The following is a 740-nucleotide window of genomic DNA, read 5'->3' as shown; positions in this document are numbered from 1 at the left end:
AGGGGCTGACCTAGCTAAGGCTAGGACTGGGGTTCTGAAGCTTGTCCTAGGCCAGTCCAGTTGGCGAGGGTGGAGAGCAGACGGCGGGGTGGGGCGTAGTTGAAGCGCCATTCGCATTCGGCGAGGAAGAGGTGGAAGCTTTGCCGCGGGATGCCGTTGTAGCGGCGCAAGTGGCGCTTGGCTTGGCTCCAGAAGTTCTCGATGCCATTGATGTGGGCGCGACCTTGGGCGTAGCCGCGACCCTTGTCGACGCGGACATGGCGGAATTCCGAGACGTCGAGCGCGTCGTAGCTGAAGTAGCCGTCGCTGTAGACGAGCGCGTCGGGGGCGACGCGCTGGCGGATGATCGGCATCAGCGTCGCCCCGCGGACATTCGGGATCATCACCGCGTGCACCTGGCCGCGCCGCTTCAGCAGCCCGAAGACCGGCACCTTGCTGGCGGCGCCGCGACCGGGCGGGCCCTTTTTGCGGCGGGCGCCGAAGTAGCTCTCGTCGACCTCGACCTCGCCGCCGAAGGGCTGCGCCTCGCGGGTGCGGGCGAGGATCACCTCGCGGAGCTTGCAATAGAAGAGGATCGCGCTGTTGCGGTGGATGCCGAGCAGCTCGGCCGCGGTCCGCGCCGGCGTGCCGGCGACGAAGTACTCCAGCAGCCGTTGCTGAACCGAACGCGACAGCCGGCTCCGACGGCGCCTAACCATCTCTCCAACCTAGCCTTTCCACCCTTAGCTAGGTCAGCCCCT

General features: G+C 66.9%; 1 protein-coding gene. It reads right to left on the bottom strand.

The window, feature by feature from the left end; translation table 11 throughout:
* Positions 1–20: 20 nt before the first annotated feature.
* Positions 21–698 (bottom strand): IS1595 family transposase, encoded by a 678-nt coding sequence (locus OZN99_RS32825; protein ID WP_270939363.1) that lies wholly within the window; start codon positions 696–698, stop codon positions 21–23.
* Positions 699–740 lie beyond the last annotated feature (42 nt).

The organism is Falsiroseomonas oryzae (assembly GCF_027856955.1).
Classification (GTDB): domain Bacteria; phylum Pseudomonadota; class Alphaproteobacteria; order Acetobacterales; family Acetobacteraceae; genus Falsiroseomonas; species Falsiroseomonas oryzae.
The sequence above is the reverse complement of the archived record's forward strand: the minus strand, read 5'-3'. Positions and strand labels throughout refer to the sequence as shown.